This window comes from Pseudomonas sp. RSB 5.4, assembly GCF_037126175.1.
In the GTDB taxonomy this organism is placed as follows: Bacteria; Pseudomonadota; Gammaproteobacteria; order Pseudomonadales; family Pseudomonadaceae; genus Aquipseudomonas; species Aquipseudomonas fluorescens_H.
Window position 1 is genome coordinate 1309102 of the sequence record NZ_CP146986.1, and the last position, 24644, is coordinate 1333745.

Annotated in this window: 18 protein-coding genes and 1 pseudogene; 6 read left to right on the forward strand and 13 right to left on the reverse strand. The window is 61.1% G+C overall.

Annotation, left to right across the window (positions count from 1 at the left end):
- Positions 1–10: 10 nt before the first annotated feature.
- The 5 genes and pseudogenes from V9L13_RS05790 to V9L13_RS05810 form a co-directional block, all read right to left on the reverse strand.
- On the reverse strand, positions 11–934 hold the full coding sequence (locus V9L13_RS05790) for a GNAT family N-acetyltransferase (protein WP_338801820.1): 924 nt from the start codon (positions 932–934) through the stop codon (positions 11–13).
- A pseudogene (locus tag V9L13_RS05795) lies at positions 934–2224 on the reverse strand (AMP-binding protein). Before V9L13_RS05795 ends, V9L13_RS05790 begins: the two are co-directional and overlap by 1 nt.
- A gap of 48 nt (positions 2225–2272) precedes the next feature.
- A complete protein-coding gene (locus tag V9L13_RS05800) occupies positions 2273–4675 on the reverse strand; it encodes an aldehyde dehydrogenase family protein (RefSeq protein WP_338801821.1) in 2403 nt (800 codons plus the stop codon).
- A gap of 1 nt (position 4676) precedes the next feature.
- Entirely contained in the window at positions 4677–5807 is a 1131-nt protein-coding gene (locus V9L13_RS05805) for an acyl-protein synthase (RefSeq protein WP_338801822.1), read from the reverse strand.
- A gap of 9 nt (positions 5808–5816) precedes the next feature.
- On the reverse strand, positions 5817–7073 hold the full coding sequence (locus V9L13_RS05810) for an MFS transporter (protein WP_338801823.1): 1257 nt from the start codon (positions 7071–7073) through the stop codon (positions 5817–5819).
- A gap of 555 nt (positions 7074–7628) precedes the next feature.
- On the opposite strand from V9L13_RS05810, the gene V9L13_RS05815 reads away from it, so the two are divergent.
- Positions 7629–7817 (forward strand): hypothetical protein, encoded by a 189-nt coding sequence (locus tag V9L13_RS05815; RefSeq protein WP_003224577.1) that lies wholly within the window; start codon positions 7629–7631, stop codon positions 7815–7817.
- 18 nt (positions 7818–7835) lie between these two features.
- Here V9L13_RS05815 and V9L13_RS05820 read toward each other — a convergent pair whose 3' ends face one another.
- Complete coding sequence (locus V9L13_RS05820; protein ID WP_045122427.1) at positions 7836–8213, reverse strand: fe2+ zn2+ uptake regulation protein; 378 nt, start codon at positions 8211–8213, stop codon at positions 7836–7838.
- Between the two features lie 287 nt (positions 8214–8500).
- Between V9L13_RS05820 and V9L13_RS05825 the strand changes: the two genes are divergently transcribed.
- Positions 8501–10846, forward strand: coding sequence for an acylase (locus tag V9L13_RS05825; RefSeq protein ID WP_338801824.1), 2346 nt, complete (start codon positions 8501–8503; stop codon positions 10844–10846).
- A gap of 80 nt (positions 10847–10926) precedes the next feature.
- Here V9L13_RS05825 and V9L13_RS05830 read toward each other — a convergent pair whose 3' ends face one another.
- Complete coding sequence (locus V9L13_RS05830) at positions 10927–11928, reverse strand: FecR family protein (RefSeq protein WP_338801825.1); 1002 nt, start codon at positions 11926–11928, stop codon at positions 10927–10929.
- A 152-nt stretch (positions 11929–12080) separates the two neighbouring features.
- Here V9L13_RS05830 and V9L13_RS05835 point away from each other — a divergent pair, with 152 nt between their 5' ends.
- On the forward strand, positions 12081–12350 hold the full coding sequence (locus V9L13_RS05835) for a PepSY domain-containing protein (RefSeq protein WP_103483325.1): 270 nt from the start codon (positions 12081–12083) through the stop codon (positions 12348–12350).
- A 54-nt stretch (positions 12351–12404) separates the two neighbouring features.
- Here the strand turns inward: V9L13_RS05835 and V9L13_RS05840 are convergent, their stop codons facing one another.
- On the reverse strand, positions 12405–17210 hold the full coding sequence (locus tag V9L13_RS05840; protein ID WP_338801826.1) for a DUF6543 domain-containing protein: 4806 nt from the start codon (positions 17208–17210) through the stop codon (positions 12405–12407).
- 229 nt (positions 17211–17439) lie between these two features.
- On the opposite strand from V9L13_RS05840, the gene V9L13_RS05845 reads away from it, so the two are divergent.
- The gene (locus V9L13_RS05845) at positions 17440–18480 is read left to right on the forward strand and encodes an Ldh family oxidoreductase (RefSeq protein ID WP_338801827.1); all 1041 of its coding nucleotides are present in this window, start codon (positions 17440–17442) and stop codon (positions 18478–18480) included.
- Positions 18481–18646: 166 nt separating this feature from the next.
- Here V9L13_RS05845 and V9L13_RS05850 read toward each other — a convergent pair whose 3' ends face one another.
- Positions 18647–18964 (reverse strand): DUF883 family protein, encoded by a 318-nt coding sequence (locus V9L13_RS05850; protein ID WP_007961870.1) that lies wholly within the window; start codon positions 18962–18964, stop codon positions 18647–18649.
- 153 nt (positions 18965–19117) lie between these two features.
- Here V9L13_RS05850 and V9L13_RS05855 point away from each other — a divergent pair, with 153 nt between their 5' ends.
- Positions 19118–19372, forward strand: a complete 255-nt coding sequence (locus V9L13_RS05855; RefSeq protein ID WP_003224595.1) for a hypothetical protein — start codon at positions 19118–19120, stop codon at positions 19370–19372.
- 7 nt (positions 19373–19379) lie between these two features.
- On the opposite strand, the gene V9L13_RS05860 is transcribed toward V9L13_RS05855, so the two are convergent.
- A complete protein-coding gene (locus tag V9L13_RS05860) occupies positions 19380–20294 on the reverse strand; it encodes a LysR family transcriptional regulator (RefSeq protein WP_338801829.1) in 915 nt (304 codons plus the stop codon).
- Positions 20295–20378: 84 nt separating this feature from the next.
- On the opposite strand from V9L13_RS05860, the gene V9L13_RS05865 reads away from it, so the two are divergent.
- Entirely contained in the window at positions 20379–21302 is a 924-nt protein-coding gene (locus tag V9L13_RS05865; protein WP_338801830.1) for a carbon-nitrogen hydrolase family protein, read from the forward strand.
- A 132-nt stretch (positions 21303–21434) separates the two neighbouring features.
- On the opposite strand, the gene V9L13_RS05870 is transcribed toward V9L13_RS05865, so the two are convergent.
- From V9L13_RS05870 to V9L13_RS05880, 3 genes are all read right to left on the reverse strand, one after another.
- The gene (locus tag V9L13_RS05870) at positions 21435–21908 is read right to left on the reverse strand and encodes an LEA type 2 family protein (protein ID WP_103483330.1); all 474 of its coding nucleotides are present in this window, start codon (positions 21906–21908) and stop codon (positions 21435–21437) included.
- Between the two features lie 65 nt (positions 21909–21973).
- Complete coding sequence (locus V9L13_RS05875; protein WP_226499423.1) at positions 21974–23440, reverse strand: nucleobase:cation symporter-2 family protein; 1467 nt, start codon at positions 23438–23440, stop codon at positions 21974–21976.
- Between the two features lie 264 nt (positions 23441–23704).
- Positions 23705–24598, reverse strand: a complete 894-nt coding sequence (locus V9L13_RS05880; protein ID WP_338801831.1) for a LysR family transcriptional regulator — start codon at positions 24596–24598, stop codon at positions 23705–23707.
- Positions 24599–24644 lie beyond the last annotated feature (46 nt).

Consider the following 24644-nt stretch of genomic DNA (forward strand, 5'->3'; position numbering starts at 1 on the left):
GTTTTCGTTTCTAGCCCTGAAACCCTTCGCCGGCCTGCCGAATATGATCCTGCAAGCGCTGCATGTGCGGGCAGTGCAACGTCAGCGTGGACGGCTGACAGCCGCGATGAAACAGCGCCAGCCAGCCTTCGCTGCGTTCATCGGGGACAATCCCGCTGAAGGCGAAACCTGCAGCCGCGAGTTTTTGCAGTGAGCTGGAAAACCCTTGGGCGAGTCTGAGCCGGATCGAAATCAGCCAGTGCGCCGGCAGTTGCACCACTTGCTTGAGCAAGCTGTCATCGAGCTCTTTGAGCACCATGTCATAGCGCCCCAATGCACGTTCGAAATGCACCCTCGGACCTTTCCACGGCGCGGCTTTATCGCTGGTCCCGAAAGCTGATTCCAGATGCGACATCAAATCCCGGCAATCCTGTGGCCAGGCCAATGCCGGCAGCGGGCGACGATAGCCGTCTATGGTGCGGTGGCCGACAACGATCGTCTCACGCCCCGGCCCGCCGAACGGAGAGGGTGCGTAGTCCGGCAACAGTCCAATGCTGTGGAACCCGAGACCGGCGGCCATGCGCTGTGTGTAGGGATGGTGCGTGACCTGTTTGATCGTCACGCCCTGGCAATCAAGCGCCTGTGCATGAATCAATAACTGCTGGCCCAACTGTGTGGCGATGTTTTGCCCGCGAGTGTCCGGGTGCACCACCGTCAGTGCCAGTTCCGCAAGAAAGCTTCTGCCAGACTGGCGAAACAACGTGGCGTGCCCGCAGATTTTCTCGTTCACCACCGCTACCAGCGAGTGCCAGCGGCCGTCGTTGTGGTTCTGACTGATCATGCAGGGCAGGTACACGTGCGGTTGAGGGTAATGATCGCCGTAGACTTCCTCGAACAGGCGACTGACGGCCGGTGCGTCAGCGATGCGGTAGCGTCGCAGGGTTACCGTGTCCATCATTCTCGCCTCGGGCGCGGGTTTTCATAATCGCGCCGGTCGACGACCCGCTGACGCTTGCCGGAACGTGGATGACAAGTCAGTTCATCGCCTGCACAAGCGATGACGTGCAGATCGAGCAACTGATCGTTGTGCAGAGTCCCGATCAGCGGGTATTGGTCGATCAGCGCGCGGCGCAGTCTTGAGGTTGTCAGGGAAATGTCAGGCGTCAGCGTACCCGGCACCCAGCGCAGGCTCAGCAGGTCTTTTTTTCCCCTGCTGTTCGATGACCAGTTGCCAGTTGTCGCTGGTGCCGACCCTTTGCACCAGATCGCCAATATCACCCGTGTCCAGGCTCAGTACACCTACTCGAACACGCTGGCTGCTCATGCCGCGCCCCATCAGGGCGAATTTGCGCATCGGGGTTCCGCTCGGTTCGCGCCAGCACGCCAGGTCGCCGACGGGGTAGCGGATCACCGGCATCAGGCGACGGGTGAGGTTGGTCACCACCAGCCTGCCGTTGCGGTTGCATTCTTCGATGACCTCACCGCTCACCTCGTCGATGATCTCCAGCAGATTGTGCCGCTCCAGCATCCGGTGTTCGCCCAAGGCGCAATCGCGGGCACTGATGCCGATCAGCCCGGCATCGACGCTGGCGTAGCCGATGGAGGCGATACGCGCGTTCGGGAACACCCGATGGAGCAATTGCAGTTGCGCGGCGAACAGGCTTTCTCCACCGTAGAGCAGGGTTTCGACACCCTCCAGCACGAATGACTGACGCTCAAGCCAAGCGGCCAGTTTCAACAGTTGTGCCGGTATGCCAGCCAGCACATTGATCTGGTAGGCAACGATCGAGTCGACCAGTACCGCGCTGTCGACGGCTCCGGTGAAGGGAAACTCGCTGACGGCTGTCTCGACATGGGCCAGGGCGTCGTGGACGAATATGAAACTGGCATACAGATCACCGACGAAAAACAGGTTGGCAACCCGGTCCCCGGGGTTCAGTTGCGCCGTGAGGTGGCTGCCGAAATCGTGTACCAGGGTTTGCCATTCTGCGCGGGTAAATAGCGACAGTTTGCCCGCGCCAGTGGTGCCTCCGGTCTTGAAGATCAGCGCATCGTTCTGCGGGCCTGTCAGCACCGGCCATTGCTGCGGATTCTGGCTACCTAGCCAGTATTGCTCAGGGTCAATCTCGGGCAGTTCGCTCAAGGCGCTGATGGGCATTGCGACTGCCTTGAGGTGTTCGCGGTAATACGCGGAATGTCGGCGGACGTAGCCGAGCAAGTCGTTCAATTCAACGGTCGTGTTCATGGTTTTTTCTTATAAAAGTGGCGGGTGGCCGCGTGCAGGCATCTGCTGTCAGCGGCGCGTATCAATCACTGTCGGCGTTTTGCCGCTGTGCCTGTTTCGGGCGAATTGCTCAATTGCACATTGCTCGATGTCGACCGTCAGCAATCCGCTTTGCATCAGCGTGGTCAGCGTCAGGTAATTCTGCAGTTGTTGCCGCGCCTGTTCCGGTGCCAGCGGGCAGCGCAGGCGCATGCGTTCCAGGCCGTCCGGGCCGTGATCGAGGACCAGTTGAAACGGCGCCTGCAGGTGCTGCGCCAGCGTCGCCAGCGAAATGAAGTCGGTGCCGATGCGCAGCAGCTTGCCGTGGCGTTGCAGCAGTTCGAAGCGCGGCGAAGTCAGGCCGCAAGCGCACGGGCCGGGGAGCCAGCGCCCGCTGTCACCGATGTCATAACGCTGCACGGACTGGCCCTGACGTGCCCGAGTGGTCACCAGCAAACGCCCGGGTTCGCCGTCACTGACCGGCGTGTCTTGATCGAAATCGACGATTTCCAGATGCTGGATCTCGCTCATCAGGTGAAACGCGCCATCTGTCGTGGCTTGGCAGGCATGGCCGATGGGGCCGGCATCGACGCTGCCGTAAATCGCCGAGCGGATCAGGCTCACACCGCAGCTCTGCAGCAATTCGCGGGTTGGCTCACTGAGGTGTTCGCCGCCGAGAAAGACTTTTTCGATGCCGCCATAGCGCCGAAGTGTTTGCTGTTCGTTGAGGAACAGCCGGTGCAGGGTGGCGGGCATGCCGATGAGCACGGTGATCTGCTGTTGCTCGATCATCTGCGCGATCTCCCGGTAATCGTCATCCGCTGGCGCGCTCATTGGCCAGTGCCGGGCTTGCAGTTGCTCCAGCACCTTGGCAAAACTGGAGAAGCCGCCGTACAGCCCGCCGCTGAAGAACAGGTTCATCACGCGGTCCCGCGTCGGGGCCAGGCCGGCTGCCAGCAAACCATCGGCGGCGGCACGCATCTGACGCTGGAAATCGTCGTAACTGAAACCCGAAAGCACGGGGGTGCCACTGCTGCCCCCGGAGCGAAAATACAGCTGCGCCTGCGGGTGCGGCGGTCGATCGATGAACGTGTCCTTGTTCATGATCGGCACGCCGGCCAAGGGCGGCGGCGATGGCTGGCGATCCAGCGTGGCGTGGTGCGCCAGTGAATTCGGCGTCAGGCTGACCGACACTCGGCGGCTCAGACGCTGCAAGGCGTAGACGCCGTCATGGGGTTCGCCGTCGTAGCCATCGTGGATGGCGGCGATCGGCACGATGCGGGTAACACCGGCGGCGATCAGTGTCTGCGAAAGCTCGGCGATCTGCGTCTCCGGGCACAGCAGGGCACAGCTTTGCAGCACGTTGCGCCACGGCAGCAACGTCGCGGTCAGCAGCTCGCGGGGCAGGGGCTTGAGCAACAGGCTGCGAAACAGCGCCGACGGTTCGAGCTGGCGGTCATGGCTCCAGATCACGCGCCACCCCGGCGTGCTCCAGACCCGGCCGGTGTGCCCGGCAAAACTCTGGGCCAGCCGCGCCATTGCCGTACAGGTAGTGATTTGCGACGCCTCTTCAAGCGTCGGTGTGAGGGCCGGCCACTGCCCGGCGCGACGCTCGAACGCGACGGCCAGTTGTGCACCGATGTCGCTCAACACCGCTGCATCGTCACTGTCCACCAGCAACCATTGCGGGCTGGAGCAGGCTTGCTGATCGAGGCGGCAGATCTCATCGACGATGGCATCGAGTACGGCGGGCGAGACTGCGTCCGGGGTCAGATAGGCGAAGCTGATGCGGTGCCCCCAGTCGATCCAGCGACAACCTGGCGGCACCTGTTGGCGAATGGCTTGCAGCGCGGTTTCGCCTCCCCAGGCCGCGACGCCGTTGGCGTGCTTGCACAGTTGGCCGATTTGTCCGGTACTCGTCGGCAGGACTGCCACGTGACCGTTGAGTTGCCCGTTCGGGTCGCAGTCGAGAAACGCCTGGAGCAAGCGTGCGGTAAAGCCGCCGTCGCTGCTGCTGGGGCGCAGCCAGTTGACGTTACCGCTCAGCAGACTCTCGATCACCGCACAAAACGCCAGCAGCGGCGCATTGGCGGGCGTGATGTGCACCACCAGGCCCAATGGGCTCCAGCGTTCGAAGCGCGACTGGCGATAGTCGATACGGCGCAGAGAGTCGGGTTGCAGGCCGAGCTCGCGATCAAGTTTGGTTTGCAGCGTGGCGGGCTGGCAGAAATCGATCAGGGCCTGGCGTTGTCCGGCATCAAGCGGCGGTTCCGGTTCTTCACGTTGCAGGCGTTTGGCGAATGCCTCGGCAGTTGCGAACAGCGTGCTGATTTCAAGGGGTGTCTGCAGCCGATCGGGCAGCTCCAGGTGAAGTTGCTGCAAGGCGCTTTCGAGGTTGCAGTCGGTGTGCAGCTTTCCGTTGATCAAGTACATGTCAGTGCCTCCCCAGCAGTTCGGAAGCGGCCATGGCGCAGCTTCTGGCGGCTGCGGTGCCGGCGCGGCCATGCAGGTGGAACCAGTCGCTCGCCAGACCGCAACCGCAGCTTGTTCCAGGATGCAGCGTCGCCAGGTCGCTCATGACCACCGCGTGGGCCGGGCTTGAGGAAATGTAGGGTGAGACCAGATTCAACAGGCCGGATTGCCCATAGGGCAGAACTGAAAAGTCCACGGGGTTGCGCACGTAAACTTTCGCGTAGACCGGGACGTGAAAGCGATGATGGGCACATTCGATGTAAGGCACCGCGTGTTCGACGGCACCATAGCCGTCGCGACAGTCCCGGGTATTGATGCCCAGCTGTTGCTGGATGCGCGCGTACAACGCTTGCTTGGGGACTTCTTCGGCGGCACGGGTTTTCCAGCCACCGCCGAAAAATGCCAGGGAACCTGCCGGCAACTGCACATCCGCCACATCCGTGGCGCGCATGCGTTGCAGGGTCTCCCAGAGAAAAGCCGGGAAGCCGAAAATACGCACCGGCAGGCCTTCTTCGGCAAATGCCTGCAGGGCCGCGATCACACCGAACAGATCGAACTGGTGACCGTCGCCGTTACGACGCAAGGCGTAAACCACCCGATTGGCGGGAGCAAAACCGCACAGGAACTGATCGGTAAAGGACGTGCCCAGGGTGTTGGTCTGTTCTGGCTCGTAGCTCAGCAGCAAGTAGTTGCACGGTGCGTGCGGTGTTATCCAGCCGTACTGCGCGAATATCCGCTCGACCATGAACTGCGCTGCGCCGAGGCTGCGGGCGTCGTAGCGCATGCGACTTTTCTGCCCGCTGGTGCCGGAAGAGGTCAGTTCCAGAGCGTCCGCGCCAGTCGGGCTGAGCAGCCTGTGTTGCTTGAAGAAATTGGCGAAAATCGGTGGCAGTTGCGACCAGTCGTCCAGCGTGTCGAGATCATCGACATCGATTGAGTGGGCGCTCAGCCAATGGCTGTAGCCAGGCGTATGGCGAGCGTGGAACCGGGTGATTTCGCTCATGGCCTGATTGAACAGGCCCGTGGGTACGGAGTCCGGGCAATAGGGCTTCGGCAATGCGCAGAGCGCGTCGCCATGGGGGAATCGAGTCATCGAATATCCTTATTGATGTGCGTTGGGCGCCGCGGGTGTCGCAGGGTTGTGGCGAAGAAGACGGTAGAGCAGGGGCAGGCACAGCAGGCCGCCGAGGGCTGCCCACAGGCAGAAGGATTGCAGGTTGTCGCCGCCGCCAACGATGGCAATGAGCGAACCGCCGATGCCCATCACGGCAATCGACAGCATGCCGATCATGGCCGAGACCAGACCTTTGCCATCGGGGCTGGAGAACAGCGCCAGCCGGTACAGTGCGGCGTTACTCATGCCCAGCCCCAGCGCATACATGGCCAGACCGGCGACGGTCAGTGCCAGGGAAGTCGTACTCAGGGCCGCGCCGATCAGCGTCAGCAGTCCGAGACAGAATGGCCACAATGCCAGACCAATCACCCGAACCAGTGTGTGCCCGGCGAGCAATCGATCCAGCAGCAGATTGCCGACGATCACCGCCGAGAACACCGGGATCTGCCACACGCCGTATTCCAGCGCCGACAGCTCCAGCCGCTGCATGAGCAACACCGGCGCCAGACCGATCCAGGCTATCAATGGCAGGCTCATCAGGCCCAACGCCAGACTGCTGCCGACGAATCGTCGATTGCGCAGCAGCGCGAAGTAACCCCGGCGGATTTGCCTGAGCGAGAACGGCGCAGGGGCCTGTTGTTGGCCGTCGCGGCGCGTGACGCCGATCGTTTCCGGCATCCAGGCCAAGAGACCGAGCCAGACAACGGCACTGGCCGCTCCCAGACCGAGAAACATCTGCCGCCAGCTCAGCCATTCCAGCAGCAGGCTGCCGAGCAACGGACCAAGCAGCGGCGACAGCAGCGCCACATTGCCCAGCAGTGCCATGAGCCGCACCGCATCGGCTTCGCAGAATACTTCCTGCAGCGCCGGGTAGCTGACGGCGACGACGAATCCCAGGCCCATGCCTTGTATCAGACGCAGCACATTGAACGCTTCAATGCGCTGCGTCATGACCGCGGCGCTGCACGCCAGACCAAACAGCGCACAGCCGAGCAACAGCGAGCGACGTCTGCCGTAACGATCAGAGAGCGGGCCGATCAGCCATTGCAGGCACACGCCGCCGATCAGATACAGATTGAACGCATTGGGTACGTGACGGGCATCGGCGTTGAACTCCTCAGTGACCGTCAACATGGCCGGCATGATCATGTCGCTGGCCATGTAGGTGAGCAGTTCAAAAGCGGTAATGGCCAGGCAGAATCCAACTGTCTGCACGGGCGCCATTACGATCAAGGTTCTCTGCATAAACATCCCTGTTTCAGTGAGCGAGAAAGTTTGCAGAGACTAGAGGCAGAGTCGTCGCAGCATCCAATGCTTTGCTGCGACATGAAATTTCAAATACTTACAGCGTATTTAAGTGAGTCAATACGCGTGTTGAACAGCCGTGACTGGCCGGTCGGCGTGCCAATAAAAATGCCCGCTGGCGGGCGGGCATGGTTTGCTCTGAAAAGACTTTTATCGCTTTCCTTCCGGTGCTTTCAGACACACCGAGATGCGAACAATCCTGTTCTATCGATGGTAATAACCGGGACCTTCCTGGTAGCGATGGTGGTCGTCATGCCAGCCTCCGTGAGGGAAGAAGAAGCAGCCACTCAAGGTCAGGATGGCAAGGAGGGGAATCAGCCAGGTGATTCGACGGAACATTTCAAAATCCTCATGGTTACGCCGTCATGAAGCCAAAACTCTTCATCGGCTGTAACATGTGACCGCGTTCGCCCTGGCCCATCCCCGCAACACGGTATGTGCATGGCATGCAACCGGATACAAACCGGATACATTTGAAAGTTTCAGGAACCCGCAATGACTCAGAAGCAACGTTTGAAATACTCGATCCTGATCGCCCTGTCGGTGCTGGCGATCATGCTCGGCCTGTCCTGGCTACAGAACGCCGGGATGATCAGTCAGAAGATGTTCCAGTACATCGCCATCGGTGTGGCGGTGGTCGTGGTGGTGATCAACGCGGTGATGCGCCGCAAGGTCAAACCCTGACGGCGATCGCGGGACGCTTCAATCGTGATTGAGCACGGCAGCAGCCTGTGGATGCAGGCTGTAACTCTTGTCCGGGTTGAAGGTGACCACGCCTTCGGCACACAGACGCTTCAACACTTCGCGCACGCTGAGGAAGGACAACGGAATATCCAGGTCCAGCAACTGGCTGTGCACGCCGCGCACACCAAGGCGCCGTTCGCTTTGCGCGGCGACCAGCAAGGCGTCGATGACTTTCAGGCGAATCAGGCTGGTGCGCAGACCGAAGCTTTTGAGCAGCAGGCGAATGCGCTCATTGCCTTGTCGCTCGGGGCTGGGTGCGAAACTGCTCGCGCGGGGACTCATGGAAGCTCCTTGTGACGCCTGGCTACCGTCCGTTGGTAGTTGCGAGTTGTACATGGGATTACTCCTTTCAGAGCCTGGTCAGGAAACGTTTTGGCTGCTCTCAGTAAACAAGACGTTTCAGCACGACAAATCATGAAAGAAAATATGTAGAAATTTTGTCGCTTATTCGTTGTTTTCCCGTCATCGCCGGCCGGTCGCTTGGGCAAACAGCTAAATATTTTTTTACCGTATTCGTTTCCTGAACAGCCATCTTGCGCCCGGGCGCAGGAATCAACTTCAGACCGGGTCTGACGCTCGCGCAACGCAGGCGTCGATTCGTGTCCCATCGATCAGGAGCGAGTGTGATTATTTCCAGGCAGTTAACCGGGCTGGCCCTCGCCGGCGCGTTTCTCGGACTCAGTCTGTCGGCCCATGCGTTAAGTCCCGCCACACAAACCCATGCTGATATTCGCCGCACCTCATTTGGCGTGCCGCACATTCGCGCGGAAAACGAGCGCGGACTCGGGTTCGGCATCGGTTACGCCTATGCGCAGGACAACCTGTGCCTGCTGGCCAACGAGATTGTCACGGTCAATGGCCAGCGCTCGCGCTATTTCGGGCCGGATCAGTTCACCGTCGAACAACGCGAAAATCGCGTCAGCGACCTGTTCTTCACCTGGCTCAACACCCCCGCAGCGGTGAAGGCCTTCTGGGACGCGCAGCCTGCTCAGGTGCGCGATCTGGTGGAAGGTTATGCAGCAGGCTACAACCGCTATCTGGCCGAGCGCCGCCAGCAAGGCCTGCCGCAGCAGTGCCAGGGGGAGTGGGTGCGTGATATCGCTGCCGAGGATCTGGTGAAGCTCACCCGCCGCTTGCTGGTTGAAGGCGGGGTCGGGCAGTTCGCCGAAGCACTGGCCGGTGCGACGCCGCCGCAAGCCACGGCACAGGTCGGTAGCCATGCGCAGGCTTATCAGTTGGCGGACGCGCGCATGCAGCGCTTCGCCCTGGATCGCGGCAGCAACGCCGTGGCGGTCGGCAGCGAGCGTTCGTTCAACGGGCGTGGCATGCTCCTGGCCAACCCGCATTTTCCGTGGGTCGGCGGCATGCGCTTTTATCAGATGCACCTGACCATCCCCGGCAAACTCGACGTGATGGGCGCCGCCTTGCCGGGGCTGCCGGTGATCAACATCGGTTTCAACCAGCATCTGGCCTGGACCCACACGGTGGATTCGTCGAAGCACTTCACCCTGTATCGCCTGCAACTCGATCCCAAAGATCCGACGCGCTACCTGCTCGATGGCAAATCGCTGCCGCTGAGCAAGCAGACGGTGACCGTGCAGATCAAACAGGCGGACGGGCAGGTGGTGCCGGTTTCGCGCGATGTCTACAGCTCGCAGTTCGGCCCGATCGTGCAATGGCCGGGCAAGCTCGACTGGGACCATCAGTACGCTTACAGCCTGCGCGACGCCAACCTGGAAAATGATCGCGTGCTGACGCAGTGGTACGCGATGAATCAGGCGTCGAGCCTCAAGGATCTGCAGGATTCGGTGCACAAGATCCAGGGCATCCCGTGGGTCAACACCTTGGCCGTGGATGACAAGGGGCAGACGCTGTACATGAACCTGTCGGTGGTGCCGAACGTCAGCGCCGACAAATTGGCCAAGTGCAGCGACCCGCGCATCGGCGTGCAGATGATCGTGCTCGACGGTTCCAACAGCGCTTGCGCCTGGGACATTGATCCGCAAGCGGCGCAGAAGGGCATCTATGCTGCCAGCCAGTTGCCGCAACTGCTGCGCAAGGACTTTGTCCAGCACTCAAACGATTCCGCGTGGCTGGCGAACCCGGCACAACCGCTGACCGGGTTCTCGCCGCTGATCAGTCAGGACGGTCAACCGCTGGGCCTGCGATCGCGGTTTGCGCTGGAGCGTCTGAGCACTTTGGGCAAAAAGGGCCCGCTGGCGGTCAAGGATTTGCAACAGATGGTGATGGATGACAACGTCTATCTGACGACCCAGGTGCTGCCCGATTTGCTGAAATTCTGCGCTACGGATCTGGGTGCTGACGCGGCTTCGCTGAAGCCGGTTTGCGTCAGCCTCAAAGGCTGGGATGGCCGGGCGAATCTGGATTCGGGTATCGGCCTGGTCCATTTCCAGAACATCATGCAAACCCTGCAAAAGTCGCCGGATGTCTGGCGCGTGGCGTTCGATCCGAAAGACCCGCAACACACCCCGCGCGGGTTGGCGATCGAGCAACCGGCGGTGAGCAAGGCTCTGCGTGAGGCAATGCTGACGTCGCTGCAAACCACCACGAAAATGGGCCTGAAAGCGGACACCCGCTGGGGCGACATTCAGGTGGTGAGCAGCGGCGGTCAGCAAACCGCGATTCACGGCGGACCTGGAACGCTGGGGATCTACAACGCGATTCAGAGTGTGCCGCGTGAAGACGGCAAACTCGAAGTGGTCAGCGGCACCAGCTACCTGCAAGTGGTGACCTTCGACGACAAAGGCCCGCACGCTCAGGGGCTGCTGGCGTTCTCGCTGTCCAGCGATCCAGAGTCAAAATACTCCCGGGACCAGACCGAGGCCTTCTCGAAGAAACAGTGGAGCGTGCTGCCGTTTACCGAGCAGCAGATCACGGCTGATCCGCAATATCAGGTGCAGACCGTGCGTGATGCTGCCGGCAAGAGTGCCGAGGTGGTTGCGCAGTAAGTCATCCTGAACGAAAAAGCCGCTGCTCCTTGAACAGGGACAGTGGCTTTTTTATTGCCCGAAACGCGTGATCCCAAGCTTCAGGTTTTCGGCGGGTTTCGTGGCATCGAGTTGATCACCGGATCACCCTCGGTGTTGCGCGTCAGGTACACCGGCAGCACTTTGGGCAGGGTGTTGACGAGGCCGCTCAGTTCTTTGATGTTGTAGACGCCGCCGACGCGGATCGCGCCGGTGTTGGCGTCAGCCAGTTTCAGCGGTTTGTTCAGGTAGCGATTGATCAGCGGCAAGGCGTCGTTCAGTGCCAGGTTGTCGAGCACCAGTTTGCCGCTGCGCCAGGCCAGTGAACTGTCATTGTCGTAGGTCTGGCTGATCTGTGGCGTGTAGTCGCCATGCCGGTACTGCGCCTGCATCGACGGGCCGAGGCGCAGGCCGTCGCCGGGCAATGCCGTGTTACTGGTGACCAGCACCGAGCCTTCGATCAGGTTGACCCGCACCTGATCTTCATAGAGCCAGACATTGAAGCGGGTACCGGTCACGCGGATCTTGCCTTCGGCGGCTCGGACCACGAACGGGTGGCTGAGGTCGTGGCTGACTTCGAAAAACGCTTCGCCCTTTTTCAGCGTGACCCGGCGCTCATCCTTGTAGTTGCTGAAGGTCAGTTCGGTGTTGAGGTTGAGCTCGACCTGACTGCCGTCCTTCAAGGTGACCTGACGAACATTGTCGCTGGCTTCGAAGTGCTGATAGCTGTTGGGCAGCCAGCCGAGGTTCCAGCCGCTGTAGGCGGCCAGCGGTAATGCGAAGGCGCAGACGCTGGCGGCGATGGCATAGCGACGCCAGGCCGGGACCGGTTTGTTCAGCGGCACACTCGGGGGCGGCTGCGGACGCGGCAAGTGTTCGGCAACGTCCCAGATTTCCAGCATGGCTTCATATTCGAACGCATGCAGCGGATGAGCATCGCGCCATTGCTCGAAAGCCAGACGCTCCTCGGCGGAGCAGTCGGCAGCGTGCAGACGCATGCACCAGTGCGCGGCGGCATCGGTGATCGCATCGTATTCGGCTTCCGAGAGGGATTCTTGGGTCATTGACTCGTCCTGATTTGCTGCATTCTAACCTTGCGGGCAACGCGCCGAGAACATCCATCATGGCAATTGCCCATCAAAGTGGAACTTATTTTTCCGTCAGACGCCCAAAAACAGGACATCCGACGAACATCATCCACAAATGGAGTGAAAAAATGATCAAAAAAACCTTTGCCGCTGTTGTTGCCACTGCTGCCTTGTTCAGTGCCGGTGCCGCGATGGCCGATCGTCCCGGTGCGGGCTGGGTCACCATCGAAAAGGCGATCGAGATCGTGAAGACCAAGGCCGGTTACGTCGAAGTCTATGAGATCGAAGCAGACAACGATGGCTACTGGAAAGGTGAGGGCCGCAAGGCGGATGGCTCTGTTTATGAATTCCGTATCGATGGCGCGTCGGGCAACGTACTGCGCGATCAGAAAGACTGATTTCCACGGTCAATAAACCATGCGCAGGCTGCACAGGCCTGCGCATTTTCATTTTCAGGGCACGCTGCCGGGGTTGGCGACCGGGTCGAGTTGCCGTCCTATCTCGCAAATCAGAAAGGCGATCGAATCGGCGTTGCGCAAGATCGTGTCGATGCGCGGATGCGGGTTCGCCGGGTCGAGGAATGCCGTTCGTGCCTCCTCTATGGTGGGGCTGCGCGTGACCTTGAGTATTTCCTTGCCGACATGCGCAAGGCCCGGGATTTCATCCAGGCTGAGCCACTCCTGAAATTCGTCACTCCAGCGCGAGAACAGCTCTTCGCGCGGCGTGCCCAGTGACAAGGCCTCGCGCTGGAATCGGGTCTGGTTGTGCTTCATGGCCGCGCCGTAGCCGGTCACCGTGGAAATCAGGTCAACGAACGGGCGCCGGGCCTCGAGGCTGGCGATGTCCACGGCCTTGTTGGCCTGATGGGCCAGTTCATGGATCAACGTCGAAGCCCGTGCATGCCCTTCGACATTGAACGGCTCAGTCAGGCCGACCTTGTACCAGTCCAGATCCTGATGGAAAAACTTCTCGGTGAAATGCACTTGCTTGCGCGAGTCGTCATCCAGCACAAAAGCAATCAGGCCGGTATTGCGATAGCGGTTTGAGCCGACGACAAAACGATCACCGTCCAGCAGATCCTCGGTAGGGTCCACCAACGCCTTGCAGACCGGCACGATGGCCTGTTTGAGCTTGTCGAGAATGGCGGTATCGATCTGTTGCGCATCGAAGAACGACTTGAGGAACGTATCCAGGCGAGTGCCGCTGCCCTGGTGCCTTTGCTGCGCCAGATTGTGCAGGCAGTTGAACGCGTAGAACCGTGCCAGATCCACGGCCTCGGTGAGCATGCGTGCCTTGTCCGGGTGGCGGGCGCGGATCTGTTCCATGCCCTGAGCCTCGATGTTCAGCCAGATCCGGCGTTCGCGATCGTTGGCGTAGCGGTTGTACATTTTCGACATGGCCTTGCCCAGATGCACCGTATGTCGATCCGGGTCCAGCACCAGTTTGCCTGACGTGGTGTGTTGCAGCACCGGGCCTGGCTGTTCCGCGCCCTTGATCTGCCAGACCGCGCCCGGCTTCTCCACGGGATAGACCTTGCCGGCCACAGGCGCATAGGTCTGCCGCGTCGCAAGATCGGTATAGGTGCCGTTCGCCGCCACCGGCGTCAGGTCTTTGAGCGCAACGTCCGTTGCCTCGAAGGGTTGCAGCGAAGTGCGTAGCGGCTCAGTGGTGTGGATGAGTTGCAGATCCGGCGCACCGAGCACGCTGGGCTTTGGAGCCGACGGCGTCAGCGCCCGGGCCTCGAGGGTCGACTCCAGTGACAGGCGTCCGAGGGAAACCATCTGCACTGTGCCAGCGATGAACGCTTCGAGTGCAAGCTTCCAGTGGTGATCCTGCAACGCCTCGGCCGAGGTCATGAAGTCCTTGAAGCTTTGCCAGAGAAACTGCACATAGGCCAGTTTGCCCGGGAGCAGGCCCCAGATCAGTTTGATCCCCTGGCTGAACAGGTTTTTCGCCGACTCCCAGTCCTCCTGCGCCGAGGGCTGGGCGTGGCTGGCGAGCAATTTGGGCAGCAACGCGAGATTGTCGCTGAACAGCTGCCGCAGCAGGTTGCCCTGAATCGGATTCGACGCCAGGGTCATTTCACTGGTCTGGCCGACACTGCTGCTGAATAACGCCTTGAAGATCGACTGCTGAGCCTGCGGCAAACGCCGTAACAACAGGTCTTGCAGGGCGCCCGGAATGTTCAGTGCGGCGATCAGCGCGGCTTCGTTCTCGAACTCGCTGAAGGCCTGTTCACCGTGATACGGCGCATAGAGCACCAACGGTCCGACATGGCCGGCGCCCGGGCCGATCAGGTACATGCCCAGGGCTTTGACCGCCGCCGCGCCGCCGGTTTTGATCAGCTCCAGCGGGCGGATCAGCGCATGGGCACCTTGCACCGTGGCGCGGGCGATGGCGTCCGGCATGTCGAGCACTTGGGCGATCAGCCCGTAGGCGGCAGCAGACAGACGCTGCTGCAGTTTCAACTGATGGGCATGTTGCAGCAGTTGCCACGGTAGTTGGCGCAGAAAACGCTGTTGGCGCTGTTCGGCCTCGGTGTCGGTGGTGGACAGGGCGGTCGTGATCTTGCTGGCGAATGTCGTGGGAATGTCCAGGGACAGCAATAGGCTCCTGACTGCCTGACGGTCGAGGCCAGTCGGCAGCACAGCGGTGGTGTTCGACGCCACGGTAAACGCGATGTGCTGGGCGATGTGGCTGTAGTTCAAGGCGAAATCGGTGAGGCTCATGTTTGGGCCGGCCAGGGTCAGGGCCGGGATGATCCGCACTTGCTCGGGATCGAGGTTGTGCGCCTGGAACCGGGCGCCCAGCAGGGTGGTGAGGGTCTGCTGAATGTGCCCGCGCACGGTCGGCAAGGCATGCAGGTAATCCTTGTCATCGCTGACGCTGGCGCGCCATTGCTCCAGCAGCTCCAGGTGCAACTGCTGCTCCTCAAGTGAGGCCATGCCCAGCCAGCCGGGCAGGGAGTGCCGCTCGCCGAGCGCCCGGGCCAACGCACTGGCCCGCTCCAGATTGGTGTTGATCGGGATCTCGGCCAGGGATTTCAGCGCCTGCTCCTGCTTGAGCGCGGACAACTTCAGTTGACGGAGCCGATCACAGCGCTCGAGAAACTGCTTGATCGCCGTTTGCACGCGATCCTGCAGGACATTGCCGGTAATCAGGTGCAAAGGGCCGAGGCGATAGTCCTGATGCAAACCCTCATGCAGCGGCGAGAGGTTTTCCAGCAGTACCTGACGTTTTTCCGGATTGCGCAAGCGCCGGTCCAGGGCCTTGCGGGCACTGTCGACGGAGCTGAAGGCCTCCAGGCCCATCGCCGGCGTCCACAGCACCGCAATTCCCGAGTGTTGCTCATCGAGGCCGCCGCGTTCCGTCAGCAGAACGCAGCTGGCCAATGGCAGCGCCTCTGTCTGGCCACTGCCGAACAAAGTCAGCGACCAGGCATCGGGGCGGAAACCATTGAGTCCTCGGCGTTGGGCGCGATCCGCCTGAGCGGGGTCGAATACGGTGTCGACGATGGCCTGGACCTGGCGACTCAGGCTGCCATCGAGTACGCGCAAGCGTGCCTCACCACAAACACCGACGAACAGCGTGTGCGCAAACTGCTGCATGAGCTGTTGCAGATAGCGGCGTTGCAGGACTTGCGAGCCAATTGGCTGCGCGGCGAAACTGCTGCTGATTGACGGCAGGATACTGGCGAATTTCCTGACTTCGGCTGCAGCAGCGTCGGCCAGCAGCATTGACGGTAACTGGCTGCCGCCGAGCACTGGTCGGGTGCTCCAGCGCCCACGGGTATCGAGGGCCAGCAAGCGATCATGGATCATCGAGCGGATGTCCAGCGCCTTGTCGAACAGCGCGGGAATGTTCACCGCGTCGTCGCTGTGGCGGAACACCTGCAAGGCATATTCGATGTTCTGTCGCTGCTTGGTGATGATCGCTTCGAACAGCACGCTGAAGATGTCGCCGGCGATCATTTCGCCGGACACATGGGGCTTGTCGAAGCCGAGAAAACGCTGGCGCTCCTCCAGGTTCAGCAAGCCATAGAGCTCGTCTTCGTGCCCGGTACTGGCGAATTTGGCGAGCAAGGTGTCCTTGAGATCGCCGTAGTCCTTGAGGATCTGCAAGCCATGGGAAGGGGTGTAAAGGCAGGCATCGGTGTGGCTGATCATCAGCGAGCCGGCCAGTTCGACGAAGTTGGCCTGGTATTCCCACAGACGCACCGTTTCCAGGGTGGCACGCCGCCCGGGGTGCTCGTTGGCCTCGATCCAGGTCAGCAAACTGTCGAATTTTTCGGCCTCGATGATCCCGGCTTCGCGTTTGAGCAGAATGTCGGCCAGGGCCTGTTGCCGGATCGTTTGACTGAACAGGCGGCGGCGCGGCATGCCGTCTGCGCAAGCGTCATTCCAGTATTGCTCAAGGTGTTGATAGAGCAGCACCAGCAGTTTGCCGGAGACGGTTTTGACCGCCTGTTCCCAATGCGCCTGATCGCTGGCCAGCGCAGGTCGGCGCGGGTTGGAAAACCTGTGCGTCTGGCCCTGCGCCCAGCCGGGGTGACGATAGTGCCGGAGCACCGCGTTGGCCAGTGACAAGGTGTCGAGCCGGTGTCCCTGATCACCGGGAGCGGCGCCGGCGTAGAAGCTGACCTGCGTTTGTGCTTGATCCGCGCCGGGCATCCGGGGGCTCAGTTGCTGGTCGAGAAGCGTTTCAAGCAAGGTTCCCAAGCCAGGCAGATTCAGCAGTTCATGGAGCAAGGACTGGGCGTTGAGCTGCTGACAGTGCTCGATGGCGCTCCGTTGCTCGTCGAATATGTCGCCCTCGATGAGCTGGTAATTCACGCTGATACGGCCTTTCTCCAGAAGGCGCTTGCGCTGTGACACGGCCAGAAATGCCAGCAATCGATCCGCTTCGTCGGCCTGATTGACTCGCTGTTCGAGGTGTTCGGTCACGGCGCGGAAGGTGTCGAATTTCTTCAGGCCGTCGAACGGCGTGTACAACATGAAGCCGCGATCCTCCGGCGTGGGGCTGAGAATGAAACTGCCGGCCAGGGTTACGCTGGGCGGGTCTTCGCTGTCGAGCAGGATGCGGTGAGCCAGCATCGGCGGGGTTTGCTGGTTGCGTAACAGATGGGTCGAGAGTTGCGCGTGCGTCAGCCACCGGAAATCCTGCGACGACAGCCCATGGGCAGTGCCCAGCGCAGGCCACAGTCCAGGTGAATCCAAAAAAGAGCAGAACAGCAGCGGGGGAGCAGGTACGGGCATCATCGCGTCTCGATCAGGGCACCCTTGGGGGCACCGGTGAATTGAGACGCCAGCCTAAAAGCCGAACGGGTGACTAAGGTGGTACATAGTTACCGCACAGGCGACATGCAAATGTGCTGGCTGCGTCGCGCTGCACCGCAATGGTTGACAGCACCCGTACCGGACGTGGTTAATCGGTGAGCAAGCTGTTCGTACGCTGTTGTTCCCTCCAATAATTAGTCTGGAGCTTCAGATGTCTGCGCCACACGAATCCGTGTCTTCCCCCGTTGCGTCCACACTCTCGCTCGAAGCGCTGACGCAGCTGCTTGAAAAGATTTTTCTGCGCCATGGAACGTCGGCGCCCGTCGCCCGCACCCTGGCTGCCAACTGCGCCAATGCCGAACGCGACGGTGCGCACAGTCATGGCGTGTTCCGTATCCCCGGTTATGTCTCGACACTCAATAGCGGTTGGGTCAATGGACAGGCTGTGCCGCAAGTCGAGGACGTAGCCTCGGGTTTCGTGCGAGTCGATGCCGGTAACGGTTTCGCTCAGCCAGCGCTGGCCGCCGCTCGGCCGCTGCTGGTGGAAAAGGCGCGCAATGCCGGGATCGCGGTGTTGGCGATTCGTAATTCCCACCACTTTGCGGCGCTGTGGCCGGATGTCGAGCCTTTCGCGGATGAGGGGCTGGTGGCGCTCAGCGTGGTCAACAGCATGACCTGTGTGGTGCCGCATGGCGCCGACCGGCCGCTGTTCGGCACCAATCCGATTGCCTTCGCTGCGCCCCGGGCCGCTGGCGCGCCGATTGTTTTCGACCTGGCGACCAGCGCTATCGCTCATGGCGACGTACAGATTGCGGCGCGCAAGGGTGAACGTTTGCCTGCCGGGATGGGCGTGGACAGCCTCGGTCAGGCGACCCAGGATCCGAAAGCGATTCTTGAGGGGGGCGCACTATTGCCGTTTGGCGGCCACAAAGGTTCGGCGCTGTCGATGATGGTCGAGTTGCTGGCGGCTGCATTGACGGGCGGTAATTTTTCCTTCGAGTTCGACTGGTCGAACCATCCCGGCGCCAAGACCCCGTGGACCGGGCAACTGCTGATCGTCATCGACCCGAGCAAGGCTGCCGGGCAGAGTTTTGCCGAGCGCAGTCAGGAGCTGGTGCGGCAGATGCATGGGGTGGGGTTGAAGCGCTTGCCGGGTGATCGTCGGCATTTGCAGCGCGCACGGTCGCTGGCGGAAGGGATTGTGCTGGATGAGCAGACGCTGGGGCAGTTGCAGGAGTTGGCCGGGGAATGATTGTCAGATAACCAATGTGGCGAGGGAGCTTGCTCCCGCCGGATTGCTGAGCGGCCCCCTTTGTCTACTTGAAAATAGGGGGACTGCTGCGCAGTCCAGCGGGAGCAAGCTCCCTTGCCACAGGTTTACTGCCTGATCCCACAGAATGGGATCAGGCAAATGTCACTTAACGACGACCGAGCAACAAGCCTACGACCAAGCCAAAACCGGCGGAAATCGCCACGGTCTGCCATGGATGGCCGCCAATGTAGCTTTCAGTGGCTTCGACCGCCGGTTTGGTGCGCTCACGCACGCTCGACACGGAATCCAGTGCCTGTTGCAGCTTCAGGGCGATTTGGCCGCGCAGGGTTTCGGCTTCCTCGCCGACCAGGGAGGCGCTGCTTTTGAGCAGTTTGTCGGACTCTTCGATCAAAGCCTGAAGTTCGCTGAAGGCTTGATCCTTGATTTGGTCTTCGACGGCTTGCACGCGGGATTTGCGGGCCATTGGGTGACTCCTTGCAGATGGATGAACAGTGATCAATGGAGTGTGGCGCTGACTGAAAAGTTGCACTGATTTTAGGTGCGAAAGAAAAACCTGCGCCGGAGATTTCCGTCGAGCGTGTAAGATGTCGCCATTTTACGCAGCAGGTATTTCCCCATGAGTTTCAATCTGGCCGACAAATCCCTCGCCGAGCGCGCTGCGCTGGAAGACGAGAAATCCCGTCTGTTCGAACTCTGGCAGAACAATCTGGGCAAAGCCAAAGGCGAAGCCGCGCGGTTGTTTGGCGAACGCTCCAAGCGCAAGGGCAAATGGGCCGAGTGGGTACGCGCCGAGCTTGATGGCATGTCCCCGCCGGAATTCGCCAACATGGTGCGCAGTGAGGTCAATCGACTGATGGCGGCCAACAAGTAACAGCGCCTCAGTCGCTGTCGAAACACCCGACAATCGCCTCACGCACCTTGATCACCACCGGATCAATCTGCGTGCTGGTGCGCCAGCCCAGCTCGATCGGGTAGCGCGGCAACGCCAGCGGGCAGGGCAGCAGCGCCAGTCCGCTGAGCTCGGCAATGGCCTGGGCGGCGTGGCTCGGGATGGTTGCCACCGCGCCGCTGCCCTTGAGCAGGTGCGGCAACGCGGCAAAGTGCGTGGTCGACGCGCAGACCCGCCGACTCAGGCCCAGCGCCGCCAGGCCTTCATCGGTGATGCCGATAAAACCGCCCGAAGACACCAGAATGTGCTCGCGGGCAACGAACTCCGGCAAATCGATGCTCTGTTGGCCGGGCGCCAGACTGCCCGGATCGACCAGGCACGCATAACCCCCTTCAGCCAATACCTGACGACTGAGCAGGCGCTCGGCGAACCCACCGGCGGTGATCGCCAGATCGATGCTGCGCTCCATCAGCGCGCGGGCGACGATCTGGCTGTGGGTCTGGCGGAAGATCAGCCGCAGCTTGGGCGCGCTGCGAGCGATGGCTTCGATCAGGCACCGACCATAGGCAATTTCAAAATCATCCGACAGGCCCACGGTGACCGACCGGCCGTCGTAGTGATGAGCCGCCGGATCGACCATCGCCAGGCTTTGCCGGCATTTGTTCAGCGCCTCGCTGACTACCGGTTTCAGTTGATTGGCCTTGAGCGTTGGCGCCAGTCCCCGGCCGGTGCGCACGAACAATTGATCGCCATACACCTCGCGCAAGCGGCGCAACGCTGCGCTGACCGCCGATTGCGTCACACCCAGACGCAGCGCCGCACGGCTGGCGCTGGATTCTTCATGCAAGGCTTCAAAGACTTTCAGCAGGTTCAGGTCGACGGTTGCGATATTCATTTGGCTCATATCATTCAGCAGTGAATCGGTCTTTATTCATGATCCCGCGCCGCCGCAGAATCGGCAACACACGAACCCGATGGAGTGACTGCAATGCCCAAATCAATCGTCGCCGCCCTGCAGATCGGCGCCTTGCCCGGTGGCAAGGGTGAAACCCTGGAACAGATCCTCAGCTGGGAAAGCGCGATCATCGAATCCGGCGCGGCGCTGGTGGTCATGCCGGAGGCGTTGCTTGGCGGTTATCCGAAAGGCGAGGGCTTCGGCACGCAACTGGGTTATCGCTTGCCCGAGGGGCGCGAGGCCTACGCCCGTTATTTCGCCAACGCGATTGACGTGCCGGGGGCAGAAACCGAGGCGCTGTCCGGTTTGGCGGCGCGCACCGGGGCCAATCTGGTGATTGGTGTGATCGAACGTGCCGGCAGTACGTTGTATTGCACGGCGCTGTATTTCGATCCGCAAGCGGGGCTGGTGGCCAAGCATCGCAAACTGATGCCGACCGGCACCGAACGGCTGATCTGGGGCAAGGGCGATGGCTCGACGCTGCCGGTGCTCGACACTCAGGTAGGACGCCTTGGCGCCGTGGTCTGCTGGGAAAACATGATGCCGCTGCTGCGCACGTCGATGTACGCCAAGGGCATTGAAGTCTGGTGTGCGCCGACCGTGGACGAGCGCGAGATGTGGCAGGTCAGCATGCGCCACATTGCCCACGAGGGTCGCTGCTTTGTGGTCAGCGCCTGTCAGGTGCAGGCCTCGCCGAACGAGCTTGGCGTGGAGATTGCCAACTGGCCGGCGGATCGTCCGCTGATTGCCGGGGGCAGCGTGATTGTCGGGCCGATGGGCGATGTGCTGGCCGGGCCATTGCGCGGCGAGGCGGGGTTGCTGACGGCTGAGATCGATACTGATGAGCTGGTGCGGGCGCGGTACGACTATGACGTGGTCGGCCACTATGCGCGGCCGGATGTGTTTGAGCTGAGTGTCGATGAGCGGGCCAAACCCGGCGTACGCTTCACCGCATAACTTCGGGACTGACACATACCCTGTGGGAGCGAGCTTGCTCGCGAAAGCGTCAGATCATCCAATATCATCGTTGAATGTCACACCGCTTTCGCGAGCAAGCTCGCTCCCACAGGGGAAAGTGTGTGCAGTCGATTACCACGTCGCAGCAGTGGCTTTCGGCAAACTCAGCTTGCCACTGTCGACAAACCGCATCGTGCCGAACAACCCGCCCGCCAGTTTGCCGCGCAGCACGTAGGGCAGGTTGTCGAGGGTTTGTGTCTGGCTCAGGCCGAGGGTCTGGCGCAATACCGAGAACGCGGAAACACTGACCGGTACGCTGACCACGGTTTCCGAGAAGCGCGGGATCGAGCCGACCTGATCGCTCACGCCCGAGGCCAAGGGACGGCCATTGACCTCCAGATCCAGGGCGATGCCGGTGTAGTCGATCGCGGTTTCGTTGGGGTTCTGCACCCGCAACTTGAGGGCGAAACGCACTTCCAGATCCTGACTCGGCAACGGCTCGAGGCCGACCACGTTGATGTTCACCGGATCTCGGTTGGGAAACAGCGCGCAGGCGCTCAGGGACAACAGCAGCAGGGACAGGATGACGGCGTGGACGCGGCGCATAAACAGTCTCTCAACAAAAAAGGGCTGAACCGTTGCCGGCTCAGCCCTTTTTTCATGGCGCAGCGTCAGCGGTTCAACTGTGCGACCGCCGCAGCTGTTGCAGGTTCAGCTTTGGCCGGCATATCGGGGTTTTCCATGACCTGCAGAATCGACGCTTCCGGATCGAAATCGTCTTCTTCCAGCTCAATGAATTCTTCCGGCAGGAAGATATTCAGCACGATAGCGCACAACGCACCGACGGTGATCGGTGATTCGAAGATGTTGCGCAGCGCTTGCGGCAGTTCTCGCAGCACTTCCGGCACGGCGGCGATGCCCAGGCCCATGCCGACCGAGATCGCCACGATCAACATGTTGCGCCGATGCAGGCCGGCCTCGGCGAGGATCTTGATCCCGGCCACGGCCACGGTGCCGAACATCACCAGTTCGGCGCCACCGAGCACCGGTTTGGGCATCAGTTGCAGCACCGCGCCGATCATCGGGAACAGCCCCAGCAACACCAGCAGGCCGGCGATGAAGAAGGCCACGTAGCGACTGGCTACGCCGGTCAGCTGGATCACGCCGTTGTTCTGCGCGAACGTCACCATCGGCATGCTGTTGAACACCGCCGCCATGGCCGAGTTGAGGCCATCGGCGAGCAACCCGGATTTGATCCGGCGGATGTACAGCGGGCCTTTGACCGGTTGCCGCGAAATCATCGAGTTGGCGGTCAGGTCACCGGCCGCTTCCAGCGGCGAAACGAGGAAGATCACCGCCACCGGCACAAATGCCACCCAGTCGAAATTGAAACCGTACTTGAACGGCACCGGCACGCTGACTAGCGGCACTTCGGGCATCGAGGCGAAATCCACCGTGCCCATCAGCCACGCGACCACGTAGCCGAGGGTCAGGCCGATGACGATCGCGCCCAGACGCAGAAACGGCACGTCGACGCGGTTCAGCACAACGATAGTGCCGATCACCAACGCCGCCAGAAACACATGGCTGGCCGCGCCCAGATCCGCCGCACCGAAGCCGCCAGCGATGTCGGTCATCGCCACTTTGATCAGCGACAGGCCCATCAGGGTGATGATGGTGCCCGTGACCACCGGGGTGATCAGCATCCGCAGTTTGCCGATGAACTGGCTCAGCACCACTTCGATGAAGGCTGCGAAAAAGCACACGCCGAATATCGTCGAGAGAATTTCATCGGTACCGCCGCCCCGGGCCTTGACCATGAACCCGGCGCTGAGAATCACGCTGATAAAGGAAAAACTGGTGCCTTGCAGGCACAGCAGACCGGAGCCGACCGGGCCGAAACGCTTAGCTTGAACGAACGTGCCGAGGCCCGAGACGAACAGTGCCATGCTGATCAGGTACGGAATTTCGCTCTGCAGCCCCAGGGCGCCGCCCATGATCAGGGTCGGGGTGATGATGCCGACGAAGCTGGCCAGCACGTGTTGCAGCGCGGCGAACACGGTGGCGGTGAGGTGCGGACGGTCGTTGAGGCCGTAGATCAGATCGTTGTTGCGCGGGACTTTTTCAGAGGCGGTCATGGTGATTTGCGCGCCGTGAGGCGGGGCCGGGTCAGAAAATGGAGGCGCAGGATGCCGGAAGAGGGCGGCGAGGGCAACGAGCAAAAATTGCCTGAAAGGTCAAGAAACATAGGGTTTGAACTTGTTGCTGTTTCTGTGGCGAGGGGATTTATCCCCGATGGACTGCGTAGCAGGCCCAGCTCCTGAATACCAAAGAGCCGGGCCGCTTCGCGCCCATCGGGGATAAATCCCCTCACTACAGGGCTATTTGCTGGCAGAAATTTTTCAGGTGAAGGCTGCGAGTAAATCCTCCTCAAACGCCTTCTGCGCATCCCCCGGCACCTGCGCTCGATGCCGGGCCAGATGAAACGCCACTTCGAAACTCAATTCCCCAGGCCGCAGCGCGCGCAGCAAGCCCTTGTTCTCCCAGACTCGCGCGTAGTGATCCGGCAGATAATCGACGTGCTTGCCAGAGAGAATGAAAGCCAGGGTGCCTTCGACCTGTTCCGAGCGCGCCGAAAAGCGCTTGTCCGGGAACGGCTGGCCACTGCGCATGAACCGATACGGATGATCCACCCGGTCGCAGGCCTGCAACGCCGCGTCATCCGGCTCATCCACGCTGAACAGTGGATGCCCCTGCGCGCAATACAAATGTTGGGTTTCCCTGAACAGTTCGCGGTAATCGAAAGCGCTCTGCACTTGTGAGAAATAACCGATGGCCAGGTCCAGCCGCTGTTGCAGCAGCAGACGCTCCATCTCTCCGGGCATTGCGCTGATCAACTCGATGCGCACTGACTCATCGCGTTCGCGAAAGCGCCGGATCGCATCCGCCACCCGCAGCAGCACCGACTGATCAACCGCCTCGGACAAGCCCAGCCGCACCTCACCGATCAAGCGTCCGGCAACGCCGTTGGATTGATGACGGAAGGTTTCGATGGATTCGAACAGCGTGCGAATGGCGATCAGCAACTGTTCGCCCTTGGGCGTCACGCTGAAACCGCCCTTGCCGCGACTGCACAGGCGATAGCCGAGGCGGGTTTCGAGTTTGGCCATTTGCTGGCTGATACTCGACTGACTCAGGCCCAGTTCACCTTGCGCCGCACTGAAGCCGCCACATTCCACGACCCGCACAAACAGGCGCAGCAACTGCAAATCGACGTCGTGAAGCTGACCGAGCATCACATTACTCCGAGATAAAGTCAGGTTAACAAACTTGATATTTCTG